This is a genomic window from Nitrospirota bacterium (genome assembly GCA_040757595.1).
Classification (GTDB): Bacteria; Nitrospirota; Nitrospiria; order Nitrospirales; family Nitrospiraceae; genus JBFLWP01.
The window spans coordinates 61,575-85,867 of record JBFLWP010000010.1; the positions used below are offsets into that span (position 1 = coordinate 61,575).

General features: G+C 62.4%; 23 protein-coding genes. 22 read left to right on the forward strand and 1 reads right to left on the reverse strand.

Annotated features, from left to right (window positions below):
• The first annotated feature begins 3 nt into the window (after window positions 1–3).
• From AB1411_10600 to AB1411_10655, 12 genes are all read left to right on the forward strand, one after another.
• Window positions 4–849, forward strand: coding sequence for a hypothetical protein (locus tag AB1411_10600; GenBank protein MEW6544046.1), 846 nt, complete (start codon window positions 4–6; stop codon window positions 847–849).
• Window positions 850–950: 101 nt separating this feature from the next.
• Entirely contained in the window at window positions 951–1,727 is a 777-nt protein-coding gene (locus AB1411_10605) for a glycosyltransferase family 2 protein (protein MEW6544047.1), read from the forward strand.
• A gap of 5 nt (window positions 1,728–1,732) precedes the next feature.
• Entirely contained in the window at window positions 1,733–2,848 is a 1,116-nt protein-coding gene (locus tag AB1411_10610; GenBank protein ID MEW6544048.1) for a glycosyltransferase family 1 protein, read from the forward strand.
• A gap of 28 nt (window positions 2,849–2,876) precedes the next feature.
• The gene (rfaQ, locus tag AB1411_10615) at window positions 2,877–4,205 is read left to right on the forward strand and encodes a putative lipopolysaccharide heptosyltransferase III (protein ID MEW6544049.1); all 1,329 of its coding nucleotides are present in this window, start codon (window positions 2,877–2,879) and stop codon (window positions 4,203–4,205) included.
• Window positions 4,184–4,723 carry a nucleotidyltransferase gene (locus tag AB1411_10620; GenBank protein ID MEW6544050.1) on the forward strand — a complete coding sequence of 180 codons (540 nt, stop codon included), beginning with the start codon at window positions 4,184–4,186 and terminating at the stop codon, window positions 4,721–4,723. Before rfaQ ends, AB1411_10620 begins: the two co-directional genes overlap by 22 nt.
• Complete coding sequence (locus AB1411_10625; protein ID MEW6544051.1) at window positions 4,720–5,622, forward strand: glycosyltransferase; 903 nt, start codon at window positions 4,720–4,722, stop codon at window positions 5,620–5,622. The genes AB1411_10620 and AB1411_10625 overlap by 4 nt, the downstream gene beginning before the upstream one ends.
• Window positions 5,622–6,113: a class I SAM-dependent methyltransferase gene (locus AB1411_10630; protein MEW6544052.1), complete on the forward strand. Its 492-nt coding sequence runs from the start codon at window positions 5,622–5,624 to the stop codon at window positions 6,111–6,113. The genes AB1411_10625 and AB1411_10630 overlap by 1 nt, the downstream gene beginning before the upstream one ends.
• A gap of 28 nt (window positions 6,114–6,141) precedes the next feature.
• On the forward strand, window positions 6,142–8,004 hold the full coding sequence (locus AB1411_10635) for a hypothetical protein (GenBank protein MEW6544053.1): 1,863 nt from the start codon (window positions 6,142–6,144) through the stop codon (window positions 8,002–8,004).
• A gap of 241 nt (window positions 8,005–8,245) precedes the next feature.
• Window positions 8,246–10,015 (forward strand): methyltransferase domain-containing protein, encoded by a 1,770-nt coding sequence (locus AB1411_10640; protein MEW6544054.1) that lies wholly within the window; start codon window positions 8,246–8,248, stop codon window positions 10,013–10,015.
• A gap of 20 nt (window positions 10,016–10,035) precedes the next feature.
• Complete coding sequence (locus tag AB1411_10645) at window positions 10,036–10,935, forward strand: glycosyltransferase (GenBank protein MEW6544055.1); 900 nt, start codon at window positions 10,036–10,038, stop codon at window positions 10,933–10,935.
• A gap of 3 nt (window positions 10,936–10,938) precedes the next feature.
• The gene (locus tag AB1411_10650) at window positions 10,939–11,826 is read left to right on the forward strand and encodes a glycosyltransferase family A protein (protein ID MEW6544056.1); all 888 of its coding nucleotides are present in this window, start codon (window positions 10,939–10,941) and stop codon (window positions 11,824–11,826) included.
• Between the two features lie 53 nt (window positions 11,827–11,879).
• Window positions 11,880–12,878: a class I SAM-dependent methyltransferase gene (locus tag AB1411_10655; protein ID MEW6544057.1), complete on the forward strand. Its 999-nt coding sequence runs from the start codon at window positions 11,880–11,882 to the stop codon at window positions 12,876–12,878.
• Here the strand turns inward: AB1411_10655 and AB1411_10660 are convergent.
• Entirely contained in the window at window positions 12,860–13,741 is an 882-nt protein-coding gene (locus AB1411_10660) for a glycosyltransferase (protein ID MEW6544058.1), read from the reverse strand. The two genes, AB1411_10655 and AB1411_10660, sit on opposite strands and share 19 nt — an antisense overlap.
• A gap of 218 nt (window positions 13,742–13,959) precedes the next feature.
• Between AB1411_10660 and AB1411_10665 the strand changes: the two genes are divergently transcribed.
• The 10 genes from AB1411_10665 to AB1411_10710 all read left to right on the forward strand — a co-directional run bounded on the left by AB1411_10665 (window position 13,960) and on the right by AB1411_10710 (window position 24,291).
• A complete protein-coding gene (locus tag AB1411_10665) occupies window positions 13,960–14,712 on the forward strand; it encodes a class I SAM-dependent methyltransferase (GenBank protein ID MEW6544059.1) in 753 nt (250 codons plus the stop codon).
• A 59-nt stretch (window positions 14,713–14,771) separates the two neighbouring features.
• Window positions 14,772–15,863, forward strand: coding sequence for a glycosyltransferase family 1 protein (locus tag AB1411_10670; GenBank protein ID MEW6544060.1), 1,092 nt, complete (start codon window positions 14,772–14,774; stop codon window positions 15,861–15,863).
• A gap of 116 nt (window positions 15,864–15,979) precedes the next feature.
• Window positions 15,980–16,984 carry a UDP-glucuronic acid decarboxylase family protein gene (locus AB1411_10675; protein MEW6544061.1) on the forward strand — a complete coding sequence of 335 codons (1,005 nt, stop codon included), beginning with the start codon at window positions 15,980–15,982 and terminating at the stop codon, window positions 16,982–16,984.
• A 44-nt stretch (window positions 16,985–17,028) separates the two neighbouring features.
• A complete protein-coding gene (locus tag AB1411_10680) occupies window positions 17,029–17,763 on the forward strand; it encodes a sugar phosphate nucleotidyltransferase (GenBank protein MEW6544062.1) in 735 nt (244 codons plus the stop codon).
• Between the two features lie 2 nt (window positions 17,764–17,765).
• Complete coding sequence (gene rfbB, locus AB1411_10685) at window positions 17,766–18,791, forward strand: dTDP-glucose 4,6-dehydratase (protein MEW6544063.1); 1,026 nt, start codon at window positions 17,766–17,768, stop codon at window positions 18,789–18,791.
• Window positions 18,779–19,636, forward strand: coding sequence for a dTDP-4-dehydrorhamnose reductase (rfbD, locus tag AB1411_10690; protein MEW6544064.1), 858 nt, complete (start codon window positions 18,779–18,781; stop codon window positions 19,634–19,636). The genes rfbB and rfbD overlap by 13 nt, the downstream gene beginning before the upstream one ends.
• Complete coding sequence (locus AB1411_10695; GenBank protein MEW6544065.1) at window positions 19,633–20,619, forward strand: GDP-mannose 4,6-dehydratase; 987 nt, start codon at window positions 19,633–19,635, stop codon at window positions 20,617–20,619. The genes rfbD and AB1411_10695 overlap by 4 nt, the downstream gene beginning before the upstream one ends.
• A 160-nt stretch (window positions 20,620–20,779) precedes the next feature.
• The gene (locus AB1411_10700; protein MEW6544066.1) at window positions 20,780–21,259 is read left to right on the forward strand and encodes an HAD-IIIA family hydrolase; all 480 of its coding nucleotides are present in this window, start codon (window positions 20,780–20,782) and stop codon (window positions 21,257–21,259) included.
• A 19-nt stretch (window positions 21,260–21,278) separates the two neighbouring features.
• Entirely contained in the window at window positions 21,279–22,808 is a 1,530-nt protein-coding gene (locus tag AB1411_10705) for a mannose-1-phosphate guanylyltransferase/mannose-6-phosphate isomerase (protein ID MEW6544067.1), read from the forward strand.
• Window positions 22,809–22,890: 82 nt separating this feature from the next.
• On the forward strand, window positions 22,891–24,291 hold the full coding sequence (locus AB1411_10710) for a phosphomannomutase/phosphoglucomutase (GenBank protein MEW6544068.1): 1,401 nt from the start codon (window positions 22,891–22,893) through the stop codon (window positions 24,289–24,291).
• Window positions 24,292–24,293: the final 2 nt, after the last annotated feature.

The window sequence follows — 24,293 nt, forward strand, 5'->3', positions numbered from 1 at the left end:
TCTGTGAAAGTCAGCGGATTCTCCATTTGCCGGAACGCGGTCAGGTTCGACTTTCCGATCGTCGAGGTGATCCGGTCCGCGCTGCCGATCGTGGACGAGTTCGTCGTCAACATCGGCCAGTCCGACGACGGGACGCTGGAGTTGATCCGCTCGATCGGATCCGACAAGGTCCGGATCGTCGAATCGTTCTGGGACGATTCGATGAAGAAGGACGGGCTCCTGTTCTCGCACGAAACGAACAAGGCCCTGTGCCGTTGCACCGGCGACTGGGCCCTCTATCTCCAGGCCGACGAGGTGCTCCACGAGGCCGATTACGAGACGATCCGCCGGTCGCTGCGGGACCACCTTTCGAATCCGACCATTCTCGGCTTGACGTTCCGCTACCTCCATTTCTATGGGGACTACCGGTCCTGCAACCCCTGGTTCTATCATCGGGCCGTCCGGATCATCCGCAACGACGGACAGGTGGAATCCTACGGGGATGCGGTGGGGTTCTGTCTGAAGGCGGACCAGGGGTACCTGCAGACCGTGCACAAGGATCGGGTCCGGCCATCGGGGGCCACGATCTATCACTACGGCTGGGTCAAGCCCCCGCGAGTCCTGCTGGAGAAATTCCGCTACCAGATTGCCCGGCACCATGGGGAGAACCCCGGGCCGGAGCAGGCTCGGATGCTCGCCCAGGAGGCCTACGAGTTCGAGGAGTACGACATCATGAAGACCTTCACCGGGTCCCACCCAGCCGTCATGGCGGAGCGCGTCGGCCGACATCCGGTCCTCAAGCCCGGGCGGAACCGGTGGCTGGAGCCGGCTTTCTACCGGGCCGTCCTCCGGAGGGGATTTCGAGGATAAGGATATGGTCGGTGGCCGGTGGCTGGTGAAAGATGGGAGAAGTGGAACTGCGGGCCTGTTCTCACCGACCACTGCCCCCTGACCACAGACCACTGTTTCTCATGACGATCGCGGCGGTTGTGATCACCAAGGACGAGGAGCGGAACATCGCCGGCTGCCTGGAGTCCCTCCGGTGGGCCGACGAAATCGTCGTGGTGGACGCCGAAAGCCTCGACCGGACGGTCGAGATCGCCAAGGCCTACACGGACAGGGTCTTCGTGAGGCCCTGGCCCGGCTACGGGCCGCAGAAGAATTTCGGCATGGATCAGACGCAGGCGGACTGGATTCTGATCGTGGACGCGGACGAGCGGATCACGGACCCGCTCCGCGAGGAGATTCAAACGGTGCTTCGGAACGGGCCGCCGCCGGATCTCGCCGGGTTCGAGATTCCACGGCGAAACTTTTTTTACGGACGATGGATCGAGCACGGAGGGATTTATCCGGACTACCAGCTCCGCCTGATTCGGCGATCGGCGGGCCGGTACGACGATGTGCTCCTGCACGAACGGTTGCAGCTCAACGGACGCACCGATCGTTTGGTCCATCCGATGGATCACCACAGCATGCCCAGCATCCGGGACCACGTGAGGAAGATGAGGCGGTACACCACCCTGGGGGCGGAGGAAAAGCTGAAGGGACGGTCCCGCGTGACGGCTCTGGAGCTGGCCGGCCATCACCTGGGAACGATCGTGAAGACCTACGTGATCCGCGGCGGGTACCGCGACGGTCTGCATGGAATCATCGTTGCCCTGTTTGCGGGCATGCACACCTTCGTCAAATACGCCAAGGCGTATGAGATGTTACAGGCGCGGGGCACGAGGCGCGAGGCAAGGGGCTAACGTCTGTGCGGATCGGGATTGATGCGGGGCCCATTCTGGGAGATCGGGGGGGGGTCGGGTGGCACACCTATCATCTGTTGAAGGCCCTGCTGGATCTCAAGGAAGACGTGGAATGGGTCTGTTACCTGCCACCTGGGGCGCACAACCGGGACGACGGGGCACTCGCCGAACTCGGTGCGGGAGGAGAGTCTCGTCTGCGATGGGTCGAAGCGGGAAGGCCGACGATGCGCTGGAGGGGGCGCCTGGACCGACTCGACCTCTACCACGGGCCCAACTTCAAGATGCGGACGACCGGGCGGTACGGCGGGGTCGTCACCGTTCATGATCTGTGGTTGGATCGGTATCCCCAATATTCCACTAAGTTCTTTGGCCAGCGGGCTTCGTTCTACCGGACGAGGCGGACGGCGCACCGAGCCCGCCGCGTGATCACGGTTTCCGACTATTCGGCCAGGGACATTGAGTCGCTCTATGGGCTTTCGCGCGACCGGATCGTCGTGATCCCGAACGGCGTCTCCGACGATTTCCGGCCATCGGCTGGAGCCACCGATCTGGCCGGTCTCCGCTCGCGCTTCTCGATTCCGACCGAACGGTTCCTTCTCTTCGTCGGGGGGGCGGATCCGCGGAAGAACCACCGTGCTCTCCTCAAGGCGTATGCGCTTCGAGCCGATCGCCTTTCCGGGCACTGTCTGGTCCTGGTCGGGGACGTGACGCACCGGTTCGGCGATCTCCGGGAGACTGCCAGGACGTTAGGGGTTGAGCGCCGAACGGTCTGCACCGGCCGACTGCCGCTCCAGGACCTGCGACTGCTGTATTCCTGCGCCGAAGCCTTCGTGTTTCCCTCGATCTACGAGGGGTTCGGGATGCCGGTCTTGGAGGCCATGGCCTGCGGCGCGCCCGTTATCACGGCCAACCGCACCTCGCTGCCGGAGGTGGCGGGCGATGCAGCAATCCTGGTGGATCCGGAGGACGCCGGTCAGTTGGGTGAGGCGATCGTGCAGGTCGTGGAAGACCCGGCCCTGCGGGCTTCTTTGAAAGCCAAGGGATTCGACCGGGTCAAACAGTTTACCTGGGAGCGGACCGCGCGGCGGACGCTGGCGCTCTATCAGGAACTCTGCTCTTAGAACAGTGATGAGCGAAGGGCGACGAGTGATGGGTCGGAATGTCGGAATAGGGACGCTGTATCAATCCCTTTTCACCCACCACCCACCACCCATCACCCATCACCCATTTAAGAACATCCTGGTCGTCAAGCTCCGCTACGTCGGCGACGTGCTGCTGGCGACGCCGGTGCTGCGGGTTCTGCGGGAGCGATTCCCGGGCGTGTCTCTCACGGTGGCGGTCAATCCCGGGACCGATGCCGTGCTGATGCGGAACCAGGACGTGAACGAGGTGCTGGTGGTGGAGCGCGGGCCTCTGGCCAGCCAATGGCGGTTCCTGCGGGAACTCCGTGCGCGCCGCTTCGATTGCGTGGTGGATCTCTCCGATGGAGATCGGTCCGCGATCCTGGCACGTCTGAGCGGGGCTCCGGTCAGGATCGGATTCAACGAGGAGCGCCGGTGGCGCGGGCTGCTCTACACGACGATCGTCAGAGTCGGCGGAGGGGTGGCCCACCGGATCGAGCATGACCTCGAGGCCCTCCGTCCGCTGGGCATCGAGCCGGGAACCGGCTGGCCCGTGCTGCGGACATCGCCGCAGGACGACGAGCAGGCAGAGCGGCTGCTCAGGGAGGCTGGAGCGAACCTGGCGGCGGGCCGGCGATTGGTCATGTTCCAGCCCGGTGCTCGCTACTGGTTCAAGGCCTGGCCGGTCGAACGATTCGCCGAATTGGCGGACCGGCTGGCCGATTCGTTCGGCTGCACGGTCCTGATCGGCGGGGATCAGCGGGAGCAGGCCGTCGCCGATTCGATCAGGAAGCAGGCCCGCTCGGGTCCCGTCGTGCTGGCCGGCCGCACGACGCTCCTCCAACTCGCGTCCGTCCTGAAACGGTGCGCGCTCTTCGTGGGGAACGACAACGGCCCCATGCACATGGCGGCGGCCCTCGGGGTGCCGGTGGTGGCGCTGTTCGGCCCGTCCAACCCGGACGAGTGGGGCCCGCGCAGCAGGACAGTCCGGGTCCTGCATAAGGGGCTGGATTGCCGCCGCTGCTTCCATCCGACCTGTTTCCGGGGAGAAGAAAGCTGCATGAAGCTGATCTCGGTAGATGAAGTGTTCGCCGCCGCGACCAAACTGCTGGGTCAGAGCTCGACGTTCGAGGTTCGAGATGAGGCGCCTGAGTCGCGTGAGGCTCGACGGGGAGCTGAACCTCGAATGTCGAACCTCACCCGCAACCTTCTTCTGTGCGGTGAATTGACGGCTCTGTGCCTGGAGCTGCGGAGGGCCGTCCTGAGGCGGACCCATGCGGAGCAGGATGTCGAGAAAACGCTGATGGCGGAGATCCGACTCTCCAAGGAACAAGCGTGGCGCCGGAACCCTTCCTGATCACGACCCTCAAGGAGGTGGTCCGGGCGCTGAACGAATGGAGGACGGATTATGCCCTGGCTGGGGGACTGGCCTACAGCGCCCTGGTTGAACCCCGCGCGACCACCGATGTGGATGTGCTGATCTTACTGGAAGCCACGAACTCGGATCAGATCGCCCGGTTGTTCTCCGGCGTGTTCGATTCCGTGGTCCCCCATCAGGCTCCGATGCTGTTCAAGGGGGGCTCGATCTGGCGGGTCATCGGAATCAAGGATGAGAGAGAAGTAATCGTGGATCTGCTCCTTGCGCATTCAGCGTTCCACCGGCAGGCACTGGCAAGAAAACGGACCGTGGATTTCGAGGGACTGGCACTGCCGATCGTGACACTTGAGGACCTGATTCTTCTCAAGGCCATGGCCGGCCGCCTTCAAGATCTGGCCGATATCGAGCGCATTTGCCAGCGGCCGGATTTGCAGGTTGACTGGTCCTATGTGGAGGTCTGGCGTGATAAGCTGGGCCTACCGGCGATTCGTCCATGACCAGATCCTCGCCACTCGTCAGCGTCGTGATCCCCGTCTTTAACGGGGCGCCGTTCGTGGCCAAGGCGGTGGCCAGCGTGCGGGCGCAAAGCGTCAAGGACGTAGAGATCATCGTGGTGGACGACGGATCGACCGACGGCACGCAGGACGTCTTGGAAGAGCTGGCGCGGGCGTCAGGGATCACTTGGTTTCAACAGGATCACGGAGGCCCGGCCCGGTCCAGGAACAGGGGAATCGCCGCAGCTTGCGGGGAGTTGGTCGCCTTGTTGGACTGTGACGATGTCTGGCTTCCGGACAAGCTGGAAGCCCAACTCGCGATCATGCGGGAGCGGGCCAACGTGGGCGTGGTGCATACGGACTACGAAGTCGTGGGGCAGGACGGGAGGGTGGAGGAGCGGGTCAGGGCCAGGCACAGCCCCGAACCGCTCGTCCGGGCCTTCGTCGGCGGCCATACGGCGCTGCCCTCGACCCTGTTGATTCGCCGGGGCGTTCTGGAAAAGGTCGGCTCGTTGAATCCAGACCTCTATGGGTCGGAGGATTCGGACTTGACCATCCGGCTCTACGCCGCCACGGGCTTCGAGTGCGTAGACCGGGTGCTCGTCAGGAAGCTCCAGCGGGGGCACGGCTATCGGGACATGGCGTTCGACGAGGCGACGCATCGGGAAAGGGTGCTGGCCAGCCGGGAGCGGTTTCTGGAGGGGCTGGAGCGGATGCAACCCATGACAGATGAGCGGCGTGCCGCGCTGAACCGTGAATGGGCCAACTATTACCTGGTCCGCGGCAACTTTGCCGAGCGGTTGGGACACCGGGCCGCCGCGCGCCGCTTCTACCGGGAAGCCGTCCGCAAGGCGCCGTTCCGCCTGCGCAGCTATACCCGCTGGCTGCGGACATTCGCCTGATGGGGGCGGTCCTGGACATCGGCTGCGGCGCGTACAAGCAGCCGGGAACGATCGGTGTCGACCGACGGCGGTTGCCAGGCGTGAACGTCGTCTGCGATTTCGAGCGTGGGCTGCCGTTCCGCGACGGGAGCGTCGAGGCCGCCTATTCGATCCATTCGATCGAGCACATGCGGGACCTGACCACGTTTATGGAAGAGCTGTATCGGGTGTGCACACCGGGAGCGAAAGTCTACATCAGGACCCCGTATTACGCCTCCCGCAAGGCGTTCGTTGATCCCACTCACGTCCGGTTCATGACCGAAGAGAGCTTCGAGTACTTCAAATCTCCCAATTATTACGGTCTCAAGACCAATTTTCGTACGGTGTCCATTTCCTACAACATGCGCAAGCCGTTCAAGTTTCTGCCCGCCTACCTTCAGAAACGATGCCGCCGATATCTTTGGAACGTCTGCGAAGAGATGACCGTGGTGCTCGAGGCGGTCAAGCCGTGAGCGCTGCGGGGTGAGAAGGACTCGCGCTTTGCAGGCAGAAGTCGAAGTGCCCCCACGCTGTCCGCGCAGTCTGTTGGTCGGCACGTACTTTCTCTATCTCGGGTTGACCAGCTCGGCCAGCGTTCCGCTCTTCGGCAATGTCGACTGGCTGCACGAGGGCGAGCGGCTCGGGACTGCGGAGATCCTTCTACATGGCGGACTCCCGTTTCGCGACGTGTATCTTCCCCACGGTCTCTTGCCGGAGGTGATTCGTCCGCTGGTTGCATTCTGGCTATTCGGTGAGTCCCTCGCCGCTGATCGCCTGGTAGGGGTGTTCCTAGCTCCCTTGGCCTATGTCGCATGTGCCTTCTACGTGTGGAAGCTGTTCCCATCTCGAGGCTGGCGCATCGCCGCCCTCCTGGCGGTTGCCCTGTATCCGGTCCAACTTATTCCTCGCCACATTCTGGTGTTTCTGACCTTGGGATTTCTGGCTGCTTGGACCTATGCACGCAGACCACGTGATCTTGTGTTGGCGGGTACGATGGTTGGTTTGTCCACTGTCGGAAGCACGCTGGACCAGGTCGCGTTCCTGTTCGCGACCACTCTGGCGTTCACAGTCTACTGGATCGTAGAGCAGTTCATTCTCAGCCGTATGCCGTTTTCCAACGGTTCCCCGCAACCAGTCTCTATCATGTCTTTAGTCCACCAAATCTGTCCATTGGTCATCGGGATGTGGCTGGGCCTGGTCCCGTTCCTGGGGTATCTTGTGTGGACAGGAACAGGACTCGCGTTCCTGAACGATTATGCGACCAGAGTCTTGACAGACGCTGTGGTCAAACACGATCCGTTTCCGGAACCGACACTGATGAATATCACCTGGTACGCGGTGCCAACCTTCTACGGCTTGGCGATCTTCATGATCTTGGTCCGCGTGTTTAGATTTGGGGATTGCCATTGGGCTCCTGTGGTTCCTACACTCCTCTTTGGAGCCTTCTCGTTTTCATATGTCCTGCGCGGATGTTGTCCCTCCTATGGCAAGCTAGCCGTAGTGTCTTTCCCAGTGGTCGTGCTCCTTGTCTATCTGCTGTACGTCATCCAGGATAAACGTCGAAGTTCTCCTGCCTTGTCCGTACGTGAGAGGCTTTCTCGCCTTGATGCCGTGGTGCTGGTCTGCACCGGTCTTCTTGCCGCGTTAGTGCTCCTTCATGCGCTGGTCAGAGATTGGAATCCCAAGCAGATTGCTCCTCGATTTGTCTTTCCTTTGGCGTCTGTCGCGATACTTGCCGGTGCCGGATCAGTAAGGGCCGGCCGGTTTCGGTCCCGCATATGGCAGGATCGCATTCTCGTTTCGAGCGCACTTGCATCGGTTATCGTAGCCACGTGGTTCTACAACGACGCGAAGCCACAGGTGTTAACCGCCCAAATCCAAAAGCCGAAGCTGGTGAAACAAATTGGCCAATTGGTAGGATGGATAGCTGCGAGTGGGGGACGATTGACGAGGGATTCTCCTCCCTATGTCCGTGATGAGGTTCTGGACTATCTGAAGTCGGCGTCCCAAAATGGCAGGGATGTCATCGTCTTGGCGACTGGCTCAGGCCTGTATTATTTTCTAGCGGACGTAAATCCACCGAACCGCTTTCCGGAGATCTACCATGCAATGGCGGATGGACCGGCGCAGGAGGTCGTTGAGGCTGCCGATCGGCTGCGCGTTGAGTTCCTGATAGCCTGTGGAGACCGTGGCCAGGCGGTTACAGGCTGGCCAATCAATCCGCAGCTCGCACGGTTTATTGCAGAGAAATATACCGATAGCGGGCGACGGTTGAGCAGCCAACGGCTGGGCGATGGATGCCCGTTCTCAGTTTGGGTGCATCGTGATGGGGCGCGTGACTCGCCGGCCGAGGAGCGGACGTAGAAGAAGCCGGGTAGGGGGCGGTACGCGCAAGCTTAGATTTTGGATTTTGGATGTGTTATCTTGGCTTCGTTCCCGTCATGGCAATCGGACAGTTTGAACGGGTCGGCCATCCTTCATCCTCGCCTTGCTGGCGGTTTCTTGCCTCTGTGTTCCGAGCCCTGCCGATCTTGGTCCAGCCGGTTGGTGAGAGGGCGGTAATCCACCGATGAACGAACAGGTGCGTCGCGTCGCGGCATGCCGGGTGTGCGGCCAGAATGACTGGCTTGAGGTCCTCTCGCTCGGGCTTATGCCGTTGGCCAACAACTATCTCGAGCCGGCCCCTTCCTACGAACACGAGCCCCGCTTCCCGCTCGAGGTCATTGCGTGCCGGTGCTGCTGGCTCGTCAGCCTCCGCCACGTCGTGAATCCCGAGGTGCTCTATCGCCACTACGTGTACATCTCGTCCGATTCCAAGATGATCGTCCGGCACATGCACCAGCTCGCGGCCCTGACGATTCAGCGGTTCGAGCTGTCGGCCGGGAGCCTGGTGGTGGAGTTGGGCAGCAACATCGGGACCCAGTTGGAGGTGTTTAGAGACGCAGGCATGCGGGTGCTGGGGATTGACCCGGCCAGGAACCTGGCTGAGATCGCCAATCGCAAGGGTATTGAGACGCTGCCGGAGTTCTTCGACGCCGGACTGGCTGCCCGCACGGCCCAGCGATACGGCCATCCCAAGGTGATCTTGGGGCGGCACGTGTTCGCCCATATCGACGACCTGCAGGACGTGCTCAATGGGGTGAAGGCATCGCTGGATCGGACCGGCGTCTTCGCCGTCGAGGTGCCGTACCTGCTCGACCTGGTCGAGTCCAACCAATTCGACACGATCTACCACGAGCACCTGTCCTACTTTTCGGTCGGGACGCTCGTGCGGCTCTTGGATCGGCACGGGCTGCGCGTGGTGGACGTGGAGCGGTTCCCGGTCCATGGGGGCTCCATCGTGGTGTTCGGCGCGTTGGCAGATTCCGGCAGGCGGACCAGTCCGTCGGTCGCTGCTCTGCTCGATCTGGAGGGTCGGAGCGGGCTGACCGAGGAGGGCTACTACCGGCGGTTTGCCGAGCGGGTCGAGCGGACGCGACAGATGCTGACGCAGCTCGTGCGGCGTCTTTCGAGAGAAGGCAAGCGTGTCGCCGGGTACGGCGCGCCGGCCAAGGGGAACACCCTGCTGAATGCCTGCGGCTTGGACAACCGGGAAATCGAATATGTCAGCGACACCACTGAGTTCAAGCAGGGCTTGGTCCTGCCGGGGACCCACATTCCAGTCAAGCCCCCGGCCCATGCGAGGCAGCACCCGCCCGATTACTTTCTCCTGTTGGCCTGGAACTATGCCAAGGAAATCATCGGGCGGGAACAGGAATATATCCAAGCCGGCGGTAAATTTATCGTTCCCATTCCGGAGCCTCTCGTCGTCTCGGCTGATTCGCTCGTGGACGGGCGGTTCATTGTCCCAGTGCAACCGGAGGGCGGCGGGCAACTCTGGGCCATGGACCAAAAGGGCATGGTTCAGTTCAACGAGGGCGAGATCCAGGGCGTGGTCTTCAAGCCGTTGACGGTTCACCAGGATGCGCGGGGTGGGCTGGCGGAACTGTTCAGGTCCGACGAGCTGTCGGCTGAATTCCGCCCTCAAATGGCGACCGTCTCCTGGACCGAGCCACAGACAGTCAGAGGTCCCCACGAGCACCTGGATCAGAGCAACTTTCTCGTGTTTTTAGGGCCGCAGCTCTTCCAGGTGACCCTGTGGGACAATCGCGAGGCCTCTCCCACCTACCGGCATAGCCTTCGGCGTGTCGTGGGCGGAGACCAGCCGATCTCGGTTCTGGTGCCGGCAGGGGTCGTGCACGCGTTCCGGAATCTCGGCCAAGAGCGTGGACTGTCGCTGAACTTCCCCAACCGGCTCTTCCGGGGAGAGCAGCGCCAGGCCGGCGATCACGCGATCAGGTACGAGCAGGACCGGACCAGCCCGTTCAAGGTGTGACAGGGGAGATGCCGGAGCCCATGCCGAAAGTCAGCGTGGTGGTCCCCGTCTATAACGGCGAACGGTACCTCCGGGAAGCGCTCGACAGTGTCTTCGCCCAGACCTTTCGCGACTATGAGGTCGTGTGCGTGGACGATGGGTCCAAGGACGGCTCGCTGGATATCCTACAGAGTTACGGCACCAAGGTGACGGTCCTGCGACAGGTGAATCAGGGCGCCTGTGCGGCTCGCAATGCGGGAGTCCAGGCGACTTCCGCACCCTACGTGGCGTTTCTGGATCAGGACGATCGCTGGTATCCGCACAAGCTGGAGCAGCAGGTCGCGGTACTCGAGACCGAGCCGGACGTGGTGTTGGTGCTGTGCAACTCGGACCGGATGGACGAACACGGACGGCGGATCCAGGTCGGGGCGGCGTTGGCCGAGCGGGTAACCAGAAGGCGCTCGCCGTTGGGGCGGTTGATCGACGAGGATCAGTTGCTCTCTTCCGCCATGCTTGTGCGCCGGGAGGCTCTGGTGCGAGCCGGACTGTACGACCCGGAGCTGCGCGGGTTCGAGGACTTCGACCTCAGCGCGAGGCTCCGACAGCAGGGGCGCTTCGAGTTCCTGGAACAGCCGGGCATGTGCTACCGGGTGCATGCGGCGAGCCTGAGCCATGCTGCGGGGGGGGCCGTGGTGCGCAGCCGCGAGCGGTTCCTCCTCAAGATGCGGACCCTCTACGCCGGGGATCGTGAGCGGCAGCGGCTCATCCGGACGATGCTGGCCGAATGCTATTCGGACTGGGGGCTGCGCGAGGTCGGGGCCGGGAACCGAGCCGAAGGCCGCCGGCTGCTGCTGCGTTCGATCAGTGAGAATCCGATCAAGTTCCGCACCTATTCCCGGTTGATCCGATCCCTCCTGCCAACTGGATCGGTGAGGGGCTAGGGGGTGGAGCATCCGGTTTCGGTCAGCGTGGTCATTCCTCTCTACAACGCGGCGGAGGTCGTCGCCGAGACCATCCATAGCGTGCTGGCCCAGACCTGGACCGACCGAGAAATCCTGGTGATTGACGACGGGTCCACCGATGGCTCGGCTGACGTGGTCCGGACGTTCGGCGACCAAGTCCGTTATTATCGCTTCGAGAATGCCGGGGTCGCCAAGTCGCGCAACCGGGGGATTGCCCTGTCTCGCGGGAAGTACATTGCGCTGCTGGACCATGACGACCTCTGGGACCCGACGAAGCTCGAGAAGCAGGTCAAGGTGTTGGAGGCTCGGCCAGAGGTCGGGCTCGTCTATACGGGTATCGTGCACCTCGAACGAGACGGACGGCCGAGGAGCAAGTTCCCAACGGGGCCGTCCAGCCGTTTCTACCAATTGTTCGTCAAGGGCTTCGGCCCGACGCCTTCGGCGGCCATGCTCCGACGATCGCTCATCGACCTGGCCGGCGGGTTCGATGAGCGCTTTGGCTCGGCCGGGCTGGACGACCACGAGTTCTGGCCGAGGATCGCCCAGCACTGCGAGATCGTGCTGATCGATGAGCCGTTGACCTATCATCGCCATCGGGAGATCAAGCCGCCCCAGATTGAGCTGAACCATCGTCTTCTGCTGAACGAGGCGTTGATGGAGCGCTTCGGCCGAGATCCGGCCAAGCGCCGGTATCTGCTGGAGGAGCGGGCGGCGTCCCTGGCGGATCTGGGCAAGTGGCGGCTGAGCCAGGGGGATCTGGCTGGCGGGCGGGGCTATCTGAAAGAGGCGCTGGGACTCTCGGTCGGGGAGGCGTGGAACGTGAAGATGGCCTGGCGTGCGCTCAGCCGGCTCGTCCGCTCCTACCTGTGAGCGGACCTTGATGCGGGCGGATGACAAACGGTTCGTGACTGAGTGGAGCGGCGGTGGAAGGCGTCGTCTGTGAGTTGTGCGGAGCCGATCAGGCGTCGGTCGCCTTCCGCCAGAAGGACCTTCTTCACCGGGTTTCCGACGAGGAGTTCACGGTCGTCCGTTGCGGGCAATGTGGATTTCTCTACCTTAATCCTCGCCCCACCGAGTCGGAGATCAGTCGCTATTATCCCTCCCAGTATTTCGGGCAGCCGTCGCCTCCGAGGCCGTTCAGCCGTGTGAAGCGATGGATCATGGAGGATTTCTACGGCTACCCTTCGATCGACCCTGGAGGACCGCACTGGCTCCGCAAGCTGATGCTCTGGCCGGAAATGGCCAGGCGGACCATCACCGGTCGCGGTCTCTTGCCCTGGGTCGGTCAGGGCCGCCTGCTCGACGTCGGTTGCGGACACGGCGTCAACGCGGCCATGCTCGCGCAGCAGGGCTGGCAGGTCTCCGGGCTCGATCTGGGGCCGGAGATCGTCGAACAGGCCCGGACGTTGCTCGGGGATCGGGTCCAAGTGGGCGATCTGCTGACCGTGAGGTATCCGGACCGGTCGTTCGACCTGGTGTTGATGAGCCATTCGCTGGAGCACATGTACCACCTGGATCGGGTCCTCGCTGAGGCGAAGCGGATTTTGGACGATCGAGGGTTGTTGGTCATTGCGGTGCCGAACGCGGACAGTCTGGAGGCCAGGCTGTTCGGCCGATGGTGGGTCAATTGGGATCCGCCCAGGCACCTCTACCACTTTACGAAGCGGACGTTGACGCGGCTGCTGGAGCATGCTGGGTTCTCGGTGACACGGATCAGAACCGGCGTCACCCCGGCGCACTTCATGTCCAGCCTGGAGCGGGCCTGGACTCACGGGTTTCGCCGCGGACTCCCGGGGAAACGCCTGATCGAACGGTTCCTCGTGCGGCCGCTCTGTCTGGCGATCGGGAACGCGGGCTACGGGACGGAGTTGATCGTGCACGCGGCGAAGGCGAGGGCAACCGGTCAGCCGACCGCCAGGTAGGTGCGCAGCAACCGGAGCAGCGCTTTCCGGTTGAGCGGGCGGTAGCGCAATGCCTGCCGGAAGGCCCGGCGAGCTTCTTGGGTTCTGCCTCCGGCCACGTGATATTTGCCCAGGTCTCCGTAGTAATGAGACCAATCGGAGCGGAGCGCCCGGGCCAGCTCCGTGCCGGGCGGACAGGCGTCCGCGTACTTCTCCAGAAACCGTCGGCGGGCCAGGAGCGCCCGCTCGGAGGGGATGTCCCGCGAGACGTTACGGGTATACAGACGATGGCGGTACAGGGGTTTGGGCAGGTGCAGAATGCGAAATTGCCGGCTCAGGCGGATGGCCAGGTCGATGTCCTCCCAGATGAAGAGGGTTTCGTCATAGCCGCCCACCGCGTCGAAGCAGGTCCTGCGAAAGAGCGAGCCGGCGGTGGCCACGTCATGGCCGCCCCGCAACAATTGGGTGATGCTGAAGGTGTGTTTCATGGCGGCGTCGTACTCGAGGATCTCGTTGCGCTCGCTGACCTGGTAGCCGTCGCAGTGCACGAGGGCCGCGTCGGGTTCCGCCTGCAGCACCCGGAACGTTTCCTCGAGCAGGGAGGGCTCCCAGAGATCGTCCTGGTCCAGGAACGCGAGGAACTCGCCCTTTGCGGCGCGGGCGCCCTCGTTGCGGGCGGCCGCCTGTCCGCCGTTCTCGGCCCGCCGGATGTAGCGGACCTGCGGGAACTTCAGGACGAGACGCCCCGTCTCGTCCGTCGAGGCGTCGTCCACGACGACAAGCTCGCGGTCCCGAAACGTCTGCGCCAGGACACTGCCGATCGCCTGATCTAGGAAGCGCGAGACGCCGTTGTAAGCTGGAATGATGACGCTGACGAGTGGCACGGTCGATTTACGAAACCTGCCAAGAATGCCCCGCTCGGAAGAGCGGGGATGAATGGCAGCCCGTGGCGTAGCGGAGGAGAGAGAGTCCTCCTGGTTTAAAAAGCCCTGCCCGGAAGGGCAGGGTTCTTTACTCGAAAATTCCGACCAGCATCTTATCAAAAACCGATGGGAATGGGCAGAGGGAGATTGTAGCGCGGTTGAACGGGTGGGAGGACGTTGTGGAATTTGATCGAGTGCATCCTAGCCATAAGGGGCCCAACACGGTCTACCTGACACGCGTCCAAGTCGCGGAGTTGATCAAACAGGCAGGCCACCGCCATGTTCTGGACCTGCCATGCGGCACCGGAGCCTTGACGCAACTCCTTCTCGACAGAGGGATCGACGTGACCCCGGCAGACCTGAATCCCGATGGGTTTATGATTACCGGTCGCTCCTGCGTCAGGGCCGATCTCAACGCTTCGCTGCCGTTCGAATCGGCCCAGTTCGACGCGATGGCCTGTATCGAAGGCATCGAGCATATCGAGAATCCCCATCTCCTGGCCCGCGAGGCGAACCGTGTGTTGCGTCCCGGCGGTCGTCTGTACGTCACAACTCCGAACGTGCTCTCGATCCGGTCTCGGCTCAGCTATCTGCTGCGTGGATATCCGGAGCAGTTCCATTACATGATCGAAGTCGATCCTGCAACAGGAAAGGAGCAGCCGATTGCCCACATCAATCCGATCGGGTTCCTGGAGCTGCGCTATACACTCAACCGTTGGGGATTTCGAGTTGACCTGGTGAAAACGAACCAATATAACAAGCGAGAATCGCCACTTTACAGGCTGTTGCGTTTGTTGCTTCTGACAAGGGGAAAACGTTCGGCCGCTTCGCATGTGAAGATAGCTGAAGTCAGGCGGACGCTCCTGTCGGATGAGGTGTTGTTTGGCGAAGGGCTGATTGTCGGGGCTACGAAGGTCCTAGGAGGTGAGTGAGGAAGGGAGAACGGGGGGCTAGCCTCAATGACTTGGGTTGGCAAATCCGGCGAGGGGAGATGAAAATTGTCATTTCCGCATGGCATCTGCGTGATTTCAACGTTGGCCTGGGCCGATACAGCCGCGGGCTGATCGAGGCCCTGGGGCGGGCCGATCATGAGAACCGGTACGAGATTCTCATGCCGGACGGCTCCTGCCAGTTTCCGGCCCGAGCCAACATGGCCTACCGCGTGATCCGCTTTCCCCTGTTCAAGCGGCGATTCTGGGAGCAGATGGCACCACTGTTGGCCGGACCCTACGACTTGCTGCACCTGCCCTACGATTCCTGTATCGCCTGGAAGCGTGGGAAGCTGGTGGTGACCATTCATGACGTCAAGCCGCTGTTGTTCGGAAGCCTGCAGAAGCGGCGCAATCCGGGCGGGCTGATCGAGGACCTGCTGGTGGGGGACCGGTGGAAGCGAATTGACCACGTCCTGACTGATTCGGACTGTTCGAAACGGGATATCAGCGAGAAGCTGGGGGTGCCGGGAGATCGGATCACCGTGATCTATCCGGGTGTCAACTTGGAGCGCTTCCGACCGCTTCCACCCGATCGGTCCGGAGAGGCTGGCCGGCCGTTCGTGCTCTGCGTGGCCGGAGCTGATCCGACCAAAAATGTAGAGACCCTGATTGAGGCCTTCATCCGTTTCCCCAGATCCCTTCGGGATGCCTACGACCTGATCCTGGTGGGGGACTTCCGGAGGCGGCCGGCGCTGCGCGAGTTGGTCGTCCGGACCGGGATCGAGAAACAGGCGGTGTTTACGGGGGTTGTGAACGACGACCGGTTGATCGATCTGTATCAGCGGGCCACCCTGTTTGTCTTCCCGTCCCGTTATGAAGGGTTCGGATTGCCGGTCCTGGAAGCCATGGCTTGCGGCTGCCCGGTCGTGAGCTCCAATGCCGCGTCGCTTCCCGAAGTAACCGGAGAGGCGGCGATTCTCGTTGACCCGTCCGATGTGGAGGGGTTTGCGCGGCACATGCAGCGGGTCTTGGAGGACCAGCCCCTTCGTCGGAGCCTGCGTGAGCGGGGGCTGCGGCAGGCGGCACAGTTCACGTGGGACCGGACGGCGCGCGAGACGGTGGCGGTGTACAGGAAAGTAGTGCAAGGTTAAGGCTAAGGTTGAGGTTGGGGCAGGGCCGCAGATGAACGGAATTGCTATTTGTGATTTGGCCCGTCCGAGTGCTATAAATCCTCAACCTCGACCTCAACCTTAACTGGCTAGCAGCCATGCGCATCCTGATCACCGGCGGGGCGGGATTTCTAGGGAGCCACCTGTGCGATCTCCTGATCGGCTTGGGACACCAGGTTGTCTGCATGGACAATTTCAGCACCGGTCGTCCCGAGAACATCGCCCACCTGGTCGGGCACGAACGGTTCAGCTTCGTGAAGTACAACGTCTGCGACTATCTCCACGTGGACGGGCCGCTGGACGGCGTGATGCATTTTGCGTCCCCGGCCAGTCCGCAGGACTATCTGGAGATGCCGATTGCCACGCTCAAGGTCGGCGCATTGGGGACGCACAAGGCTCTTGGGCTGGCCAAGGCGAAAGGGGCGCGCTTCCTGCTCGCCAGCACGTCGGAAGTCTACGGAGATCCGCTGGTGAACCCCCAACCGGAGACCTATTGGGGCAACGTCAATCCGATCAGCCCTCGGGGGGTCTATGACGAGGCCAAGCGGTTTGCCGAGGCGATGACGATGGCGTACCACCGCTATCACGGGCTGGACACGCGCATCGTCCGCATCTTCAATACCTTCGGGCCTCGGATGAGACCCAATGACGGCCGGGTGGTCTCGAACTTCATCGTCCAAGCCCTGCAAGGCAGGCCGCTCACGGTCTTCGGAGGGGGGGCACAGACCCGAAGTTTTTGCTATGTGGACGACTTGATCCGCGGGATCGCCGCTCTCCTGCTGGCCGAGTCGGACAAAAGCGTGGCGGAGCGGACCGATCGGGCCTGGTTTCTTTCCAGACCGACCGAGTCCGGCCAGGCGAGCGTGCATGATCCGGTGAACTTCGGAAATCCCCGCGAGCTGACCGTGCTGGAAATCGCCCGGCTCGTTCTCAAGCTGACCGGCTCACGGAGTGCGGTAGAGCACAAGCCCCTTCCCGTCGATGACCCGAAGGTGCGGCGTCCCGATATTGCGAGGGCGAAAGCTCTGCTTGGCTGGGAGCCAACCGTCGAACTGGAAGATGGCTTGCTGAAGACGATCGAATACTTCCGCAAGTCTCTCTGACCTTAAGGGCTGATAGCTGAAAGCTCATAGCTGAGGGCTACTGTATGAAAGGCATCGTGCTGGCGGGCGGCCTCGGAACCCGCTTGTATCCGCTGACGAAGGTGACGAACAAGCACTTGCTCCCGGTCTACGACCGGCCCATGATCTATTATCCGATTCAGACCCTGGTGAACGCCGGAATCCGCGAGATCCTGCTGGTCACCGGTGGGAACGGGGCCGGCGATTTCCTCAGGCTGCTGGGCAACGGGAGAGAGTTCGGTCTTCAGCACGTGGACTATACGTATCAGGAAGGCGAGGGCGGGATCGCCGATGCCCTCCGCTTGGCGGAGCATTTTGCAGATCGGGGGCCCATCTGCGTCGTCCTTGGGGATAACATTATCGAGCGCAATATCGTGCGTGCGGCCGAAGCGTTCAGGAATCAAAAGGCTGGCGCCAAGATCCTGCTCAAGGAAGTGAAAGATCCCCAGCGCTTCGGCGTGCCGGTGTTGGAGGGAAACCGCGTGGTCAAGATCGAGGAGAAGCCGGCCACGCCTCAATCCCCCTATGCGGTGACGGGAATCTACTTCTACGACGCCCGCGTGTTCGAGATCATCAAGACGTTGAAGCCGTCTGCCCGCGGGGAACTGGAGATCACGGACGTGAACAACGCTTACATCGAGACCGGACAGCTCACCTGGGACGTGCTGGACGGGTGGTGGACGGACGCCGGCACGATCGAGTCGTTACTGCTGGCGAATCAGCTCGTTTCGCAGACCGGTGCCAACAAGATGGAGCCATGATCGTGAAAGTCCTGGTGACAGGCGGCGCGGGGTTCATCGGCTCTCATCTGGTCCGGAGGCTCCTGGCCGAGCGGGAAACCCACGTGGTCAACGTTGATGCGCTCCGGTACTCCGGTAACTTGGAGAACCTGGCCAATGTCCAGAGCGATCCGCGGTACCTCTTCGTCCGCGCGGACATCTGCGACGCCAAGGCGATCGAAAAGATCTTCAAGGAACACCGGTTCGAAGCGGTCATCAATTGCGCCGCGGAAACCCACGTGGACCGGTCCATCTTGGAGCCGGGCAGTTTCGCCAGGACCGACGTCGTCGGCACGGGAGTGCTGCTGGAGGAAGCGCGAAAAGCTGAGGTGACGCGATTTGTTCAAGTCAGCACGGATGAAGTCTATGGGAGCGTGGAATCCGGCTCCTCGGGAGAGGATGATCGGCTCGATCCGCGAAGCCCCTATTCGGCCAGCAAGGCCGGCGGAGATCTGCTGGTCCGAAGCTATTGGACGACGTATCGCTTCCCCGTTCTGATCACCCGCGGGAGCAATACCTACGGCCCGAACCAGTACCCGGAGAAATTCATCCCTCTGTTCATCACGAACGCCATTGATGAGCAGCCTCTTCCGCTCTACGGAGACGGGCGATACCGGCGGGACTGGCTGTCGGTCTTCGACCATTGCGACGGGATTCTCCACGTCTTGCGGCACGGCGAGCCCGGCTGTATCTATAACATCGGGGGCGGGAACGAGCGCGAAAACATCGCCGTGGCCGAAGCGATTCTGACGTGCCTGGGCAAGCCGCGGTCGCTGATCCGTCACGTCCAGGATCGTCCCGGGCACGATCGGCGCTATGCGGTAGATTGCGCCAAGCTGCGTGCACTGGGATGGACTCCGAGGGTTCCATTCGAGGACGGGCTGCGGGCGACGGTGGACTGGTACAGGAAGAACCAGGAGTGGTGGAGGAAAATCAAATCGGGAGAGTTCCGGCGGTATTACGAGCGGCTGTATGGCCAACGGCTCAAGGCGGCGGAATGCGCATCCTGATTACCGGAGCCGACGGGCAGCTCGGATGCGAACTGCAGCGGGTGCTGGCGGGACACCAGTTGGCGCTCGGCATCTGGCCGGAGTTCGATCTGCTTGAGGATGGAGTGGAGCGATGTATCCTCGACGCGAAGCCGGACGTCGTCATCCATGCCGCGGCCTACACCGACGTCGAGCGGGCGGAGCGCGAGCCTGGTCTCGCCATGGCCGTCAATGGTGAAGGGACCGGACGGGTGGCCAGAGCGGTGGGCAAAGTCGGAGGGAGGCTGGTCTACGTTTCGACTGACTATGTCTTCGACGGCCGCAAGCGAGAACCGTACGTTGAGACGGACCAGCCCAATCCCATCAATGCCTACGGACGTTCCAAGCTCGAGGGTGAGCGGCAGGCGCTCGCCCATTGTTCCAACGTCGTCGTGGTACGGACTGCCTGGCTGTATGGGACCACCGGCAAGAATTTTGTCAAAACCATCATGCAGTTGGCCGAACATGAACCGGAGCTGCGCGTCGTAGCGGATCAGCGGGGCTCCCCCACGCACGCAGGCGACCTGGCCCAAGCCGTCGCCTGTCTATTGGCAACGGACATCCGCGGGGTCACCCATGCGACCGGCTCCGGTGACTGTACGTGGCACGAGTTCGCCACCGCAATCATTTCCTTGATGGGTTCTTCAGTGCCTGTGAAGCCCATCACAACAGCGGAGGCGAAGCGCGAGGCAGTTCGGCCGCCCTATACCGTATTGGCCAACCGGGTCTTGGCAAAGGCCGGAATTACGCTCCCTCACTGGCGGGACGCCTTGACGAGGTTCATGGCTGAATTTCGGGCAGGCGCGGCGAAAGGAGAACGAGGGTGAAGCGGGCGCTCATCACCGGCATTACCGGGCAGGACGGCTCCTATCTGGCCGAGCTCTTGCTGGACAAAGGATACGAGGTCCATGGAATCGTCCGGCGGGTGGCGATCGAGGACCCGGAGCACCGCCTCTGGCGCATTCTGCACCTGAAAGATCGCATCCATCTGCACGCCGCTTCGCTCGAAAGCCTTCCGAGCATCTATAGGGTATTCCAGACGGTGAAGCCGGACGAGTGCTACCACCTAGCAGCCCAGAGTTTTGTGACCTATTCGTTTGAGGATGAGTTTTCCACGCTCAATGCCAACGTCAACGGCACGCACTACGTGCTGGCTGCTCTGCGCGACTGTACGCCCGGTTGTCGGTTCTACTTCGCGGCATCGAGTGAGATGTTCGGCAAGGTTGCGCAAGTCCCTCAGAACGAGCAGACTCCATTTCATCCACGTTCCGCCTACGGCATTTCGAAAGTGGCTGGCTTCCACCTGACCAGAAACTACCGCGAGGCCTATGGTATCAAAGCCGCCTGCGGCATTCTTTACAACCACGAGTCACCACGCCGGGGCTTCGAGTTCGTAACCAGGAAAATCTCCTCTCAGGCAGCGAAGATCAAGCTGGGGCTGGCCAAGGAAGTGCGGCTGGGGAACCTGGAGGCTCGCCGAGACTGGGGACATGCGCGTGAGTATGTCCGGGCGATGTGGCTGATGCTGCAACAGGATGAGCCGGAGGATTATGTCATTGCGACGGGCGAAGAACACTCCGTTCGCGAGTTCGCCGACGCGGCTTTTTCGCATGTAGGCCTCGACTACCGCCGGTATGTGGCTGTGGATCCGCAGCTCTTCCGACCCGCTGAAGTGGAGTCCCTCTTGGGCGATGCAACCAAAGCTAAGCGCGGACTCGGTTGGTCTCATGCGGTGTCCTTCAAGGACTTGGTGCGGGAGATGGTCGAATCCGACTTGAAAACGCTCACCGATGCCCGGTTTGGACGGTAGGGGATGGGCTTGGCGCTCACTTTCAACTTGCACTCCCATTTTTTGGTGTTGTGCAATGTTTCCTTAATCACACCGTAGCGAGAGAGAGTCAATAATGCCGCGTTCACAACCCGCCCGACGGGCCCACGCCGATCTTCGGACCCTGAGGCAAGTGCGCCTAGTGGCTATGGATGTGGACGGTGTGCTGACCGATGCCGGGATGTACTATTCGGAGTCGGGGGACGAGTGGAAGAAATTCAACACCCGGGACGGTATGGGGATCAAGCTCCTGCAACGAGCCGGCCTGCTCACCGCGCTGATCACCCAGGAACAAACGAAGCTCGTCGCCAGGCGTGCGGAGAAACTGGCCATTCCGGAAGTGCGTCAGGGGGTAACCGACAAGCTGGCGGAGCTAAGGGCGTTGGCGGCCCGGTATGGGATGGATCTCCAGGAGGTCGCGTACATCGGCGACGACGTGAACGATTTGGAAGCGCTCCAAGCCGCGGGATTTTCGGCCGCGCCTGCCGATGCGGTGCCGCCGATCCGCAAAGTGGTCAGGTACGTGTGCAAGAGCAGAAGTGGCGAGGGGGCGGTCCGTGAAGTGGCCGATTTGATCCTCGAAGCCCAGGCCTCGGGGCAGGGGGCTCGGGGCAAGAGGTAGGAGACCTCGGTTGAATCTGGTGAGACGAAGAAAGGAACCGGTTGGTCACCACGCGCCCCGCGCCTCGGGCCTCTCGCCGCATCTCTACGCGGTCATTCTCGCCGGTGGGAGCGGGACGCGCTTCTGGCCGCTGAGTCGCCAGCTCTACCCCAAGCAATTGCTGCGGATCATGGGGGAGGAGACCCTCATCCAGCAAACCGTGCGCCGGGTGCTTCGCTGCGTTCCAGCCGATCGGGTGTTGATCTCCACCACCCCCACCCAGGCCGACTCGATCCGGTTCCAGCTGAGCGAGTGGAAGGAGGAGCTGCAGCAGAACTTGGTCATCGAGCCGGAGGCCAGAAACACCGCTCCGGCAATCGCTCTGGCGGCGACGGAGCTGCTCCAGCGAGATCCGGACGCGGTCATGCTGGTGCTCCCGGCCGACCACATCATTCACGGGGATAGGAAGTTTCAAGCAGCCGTGGCGCTTGCGTTGAAGCTTGCAGGGCAGGAGCGGCTGGTCACATTTGGTGTCAGGCCGATCAGGCCGGAGACCGGGTACGGCTACATCCAGCCGAACCGGCGTCTTTGTCTCGGGCGCCGGCGGGGCTTGAGCGGCTATGCGGTCGCCCGGTTTGTCGAGAAGCCGGACTCGTCCCAGGCCGAACGATATTTCAAGTCAGGGAGCTATTACTGGAACAGCGGCATCTTCGTCTGGCGGGCTGCCACCATTCTGGAAGAAGTGAAGCGTCACCAACCGGCCCTGGCTCGGACGATGCGGAAGGTCGGGGCGCTCTTGAAGACTGGGAACGGTTCTTCCTCCCTGTCCCGCGTGTATCATGGGCTGGATGCGGTGTCGATCGATCATGGGGTCATGGAGCAGTCCTCCCGTGCAGCCGTGATCCCGGTTGACTTCCTCTGGTCCGATGTCGGCAACTGGAGCAGCCTGGAGGAGGTTGCGCCGCACGATGAAGTGGGTAATGTGGTCAGCGGCAACGTGGTGGACCTAGAAAGCCGGAGATCGATCCTCTATGCCGACCGCCGCCTGGTGGCCACGATCGGCCTTTCAGACATGGTCGTGGTGGACACGCCGGACGCCACGCTCGTCTGCCCGAAGGTCCGCGCGCAGGATGTGAAGAAGATCGTCGAGATTCTCAAGAAGCGCGGTGCGCCGGAGCATCTGGAGCACCGAACCGTGTTCAGGCCCTGGGGGACCTACACCGTGTTGGAAGAAGGACCTGGGTACAAGGTAAAGCGAGTGACAGTGAATCCCGGCGGACGACTCTCCTTGCAACTCCATCACCGGCGGAGCGAACATTGGGTGGTCATCGCCGGGACGGCACGGGTGACGTGCGGGAGGCGGGTCTTCGATCTCCGGATCGGCCAGAGCACCGGGATTCCCAAGGAAACCCCGCACCGTCTGGAAAACCCCGGCACCGAGCCTCTCCATATCATCGAGGTCCAGAACGGTCCCTATCTCGGGGAGGACGACATCGTGCGGTTTCAGGATGACTACGGGCGAAGCGCAGCTTCGCCAGGCGCGAGGTCCGAGGCGCGAGGCAAGAGGTAAGGAAATATGAAAGAATCGGTCGTACGAGGAGTTCACCCCTCGCCCCTTGCCCCGTGCCTCTCGCCAGAGATTGGTGAGTGAAATGGCGCTTTTTCGCGAATATGACATACGCGGCATCGTCGGCCAGGAGTTGACCGAGGACATCGCCGAACGGATCGGGCTGGCCTTCGCAACCATGGCGGGCGAACAGGGCGTCAAGACCGTCAGCCTGGGACGGGACGGTCGGGCCAGCTCGCCGGCCCTTCGGGACAGACTCGTCAAAGGGCTGACCGCCGGGGGCCTGCACGTGCTGGATATCGGGGTCTGTCCGACGCCCGTGTTGTATTTTTCCCTGTTCCAACTGCCGGTGGACGGCGGGGTCATGATCACGGGCAGCCACAATGCGTCCGAGTACAACGGCTTCAAGCTCTGCATCGGCAAGGAGGCCCTGCACGGAGAAGAGATCCAGCAGTTGCGGCGGGTCGTGGAAGCCGGGCGGTTCTCCAGCGGGGCCGGCACGGTCTCGATCCGCCCGCTCATTCCGGACTACCTGGCCTATTTGAAGAAGAGCTTCGCTTCAGTCAAGGCCGACCGACTGCACGTCGTGATCGACTGCGGAAACGGAGCGGCCGCTCTGGTCGCCAAGGAGGCGATGGAGCAGCTGGGCTGCCGCGTGACCGGGCTCTACTGCACCCTCGATGGCCGGTTTCCGAACCATCACCCGGACCCCACGGTCGTCAACAACCTGCTAGACCTCATTGCCACCGTGAAGCGAACCGGGGCGGACGTCGGCATCGGCTACGACGGGGACGGAGACCGCATCGGCGCGGTGGATGAGAAGGGCAACATCCTCTGGGGGGACCGTCTGATGGTGATCTACTCCCGGGATATTCTGGCGTCCCGACCGGGAAGCACGATCATCTCGGAGGTGAAGGCCTCGCAAAGCCTGTACGATGACATCCAACGGCACGGGGGCCGGCCGATCATGTGGAAGACGGGGCATTCCCTCATCAAGGCCAAGCTCAAGGCCGAGACCGCGGTGCTGGCCGGTGAGATGTCCGGGCACATGTTTTTTGCGGATCGGTACTTCGGCTACGACGACGCCATCTATGCCTCTTGCCGTCTGGTTGAGATTCTGGCAAAGGCCAACAGGCCGCTCTCTTCGCTCGTGGCCGACCTGCCCGCCACGTCCGTCACTCCCGAGATTCGCGTGGACTGTCCCGACCACCTCAAGTTCGACCTGGTCAAGCTGGTCCAGGCTCGTCTGCTGGAATATGCGAAGTCCGGAGGCGCGCCTCCTGGGCCGGAGTTGGCCATTCGCGACGTGGTCACGATCGACGGCATCCGGGCGATCTTCCAGGACGGCTGGGGCTTGATCCGGGCTTCCAACACCCAGCCGGCCCTCGTGCTGCGGTTCGAAGCCACGTCGCCCGAGCGTTTGGTCGCGATCCGGGGCTTGATCGAGTCGGAATTGGACCGGGCCCGGCGCCAATTGGGCGCCTGAGC